Here is a 1,986-nt window from a genome sequence, read left to right as displayed (position 1 = left end):
AACATCACCCTGCCCGATCGCTGAGTCGATCCGGCAGGAACGACGGCGGCTCAGGGCCATTCCCATCGCGGAATGGCCCTGAGCCGCCGTTGGCATTTGTTACGAGGCTGTTTTAATGCCGTTGTCCAACATCCGCATCATCCATCAGGACGCCGCCGTACTGGTGGTCGACAAACCGACGTTGCTGCTCTCGGTGCCCGGTCGCGCCGACGACAACAAGGACTGCCTGATCACCCGCCTGCAGGAAAACGGCTACCCGGAAGCGCGCATCGTCCATCGCCTGGACTGGGAAACCTCCGGCATCATTCTGCTGGCCCGTGACGCGGATACTCACCGCGAACTGTCGCGGCAGTTTCACGATCGTGAAACAGAGAAAGCCTACACTGCGCTCTGCTGGGGTCAGCCGGAACTGGACAGCGGCAGCATCGACCTGCCGTTGCGCTACGATCCGCCGACCAAACCGCGGCACGTGGTCGACCACGAATTCGGCAAGCATGCGCTGACCTTCTGGCGCGTACTGGAACGTTGCGGCGACTGGTGCCGCGTCGAACTGACGCCAATCACCGGTCGCTCGCACCAGTTGCGTGTGCACATGCTGTCCATCGGTCACCCGCTGCTGGGCGACGGGCTGTACGCCCATGAGCGGGCCTTGGCGGCCTGGCCGCGTCTGTGCCTGCACGCCAGCATGCTGAGCTTCACCCACCCGCAAACCGGCGAGCGTTTGCGCTTCGAATGCCCGGCACCGTTTTAAGCGCTGCCTGAGTGGCGGCGCTGTTTTCTTTTGGACAAGGATTCTGTTTTCGGATGAGTTGTATTGATTCCCGGGTAACCCCCCTCACGAAAGTTCGTCATCAACTGCTTTACCTGGTTTACGGCAATCAGGATGTGTACCGCCGCGAAGCCAAGTTCAGCATCCTGACCGTACTGTCCCAGGCTAAAAACGGCGAGCGACCGGCGATCCGCATTCTCACTGATCGCCCCAATGACTATGCGGGCTGGCCGGTCGACACGGTGTTGCTGGACGAAGCGACCCTGACCCGCTGGCAAGGCACCCACGGCTATCACCACCGCCGCAAGGCCTGCGCCATCGCCGCGGGCATGCAGTGGGCGGAAAAAACCCTGTTCGTCGACACCGACACCCTGTTCACCCGCCACCCGAGCCAACTGTTCAAATTCATCGAGCCGAATCGCTCAGTGATGGATCGCTTCGAGTACGACTGGAAAGATGTGCACCAGCGTCCCGACTATCAAAAACTCGGTCGCGACCTGCGCAGCCACGGCGTGACGCCGGATAACGGTTTCAAGCTCTACAACAGCGGCTTGTGTGGCGTGACCGACAGCGACTCAGCGCTGTTCGAAGAGTCGATCCGCCTGATTGATGAGTGGACACTCGGCGGCTTCGAAATCCACACCATCGAACAGATCGCCCTGTCGTATGCCATGCGCGAGCGTCAGGTGGTGGAAGCGCGCAAACACGTCTACCACTACTTCGCGGAAAAACGTTTCTTCCACGCGATGCAGACGTACTTCTTCTCCCAGCACGGCGAGCAGTTCAGCCAGCGCCTGGTGGATCTGTGCAGCGATGTGCCACGGGTCAAGCCGTTCCCCTCGGCCTGGCGCCGATTGAAAATCAAATGGAAGCTGCGCCACCAGAAAGGTGCCCTGCGCAAGGTCGGTCGTGATCTGCTGTACGGCAGCGCCGCGCCGGAAGATCCGTACTACAGCGTTTGCCGACACGAATGGTGGGAATGCGCCTCGCGGGAAATTCTGCGTTGGGACGAGAGCCAGCAGAAAAAACTGCTGAGCCAGAAGTCCTGGCCGCAACAGCTGCCGCGTCCGGATAAACCGGAAGATGAAAAAGTCATCATGAACTATTTGAAAAAACGCGTAGCCGCCCGCTGATCCACATTACTCCCTGTGGGAGCGGGCTTGCTCGCGAAAGCGGTGTGTCATCTAAAAATCTGCATTTGACCCACCGCTTTCGCG

At 60.1% G+C, this 1,986-nt stretch carries 2 protein-coding genes; both read left to right on the top strand.

Going from position 1 to position 1,986, the window contains the following annotated elements:
* Positions 1-115: 115 nt before the first annotated feature.
* The gene (locus QMX91_RS30925; protein WP_282413889.1) at positions 116-751 is read left to right on the top strand and encodes an RluA family pseudouridine synthase; all 636 of its coding nucleotides are present in this window, start codon (positions 116-118) and stop codon (positions 749-751) included.
* A 53-nt stretch (positions 752-804) separates the two neighbouring features.
* Positions 805-1,902, top strand: coding sequence for a hypothetical protein (locus tag QMX91_RS30920; RefSeq protein ID WP_282413888.1), 1,098 nt, complete (start codon positions 805-807; stop codon positions 1,900-1,902).
* Positions 1,903-1,986 lie beyond the last annotated feature (84 nt).

The sequence above is a fragment of the Pseudomonas sp. PS01299 genome, assembly GCF_029960145.1.
Classification (GTDB): Bacteria; Pseudomonadota; Gammaproteobacteria; order Pseudomonadales; family Pseudomonadaceae; genus Aquipseudomonas; species Aquipseudomonas putida_A.
Note: the sequence above shows the minus strand (reverse complement) of the source record. Positions and strands in the feature narration are given on the sequence as shown.

Excerpts from the sequence above, each read along its gene's own strand:
- QMX91_RS30925 (WP_282413889.1), top strand. The coding sequence starts at position 116 with ATGCCGTTGTCCAACATCCGCATCATCCATCAGGACGCCGCCGTACTG.
- QMX91_RS30920 (WP_282413888.1), top strand. The coding sequence starts at position 805 with ATGAGTTGTATTGATTCCCGGGTAACCCCCCTCACGAAAGTTCGTCAT.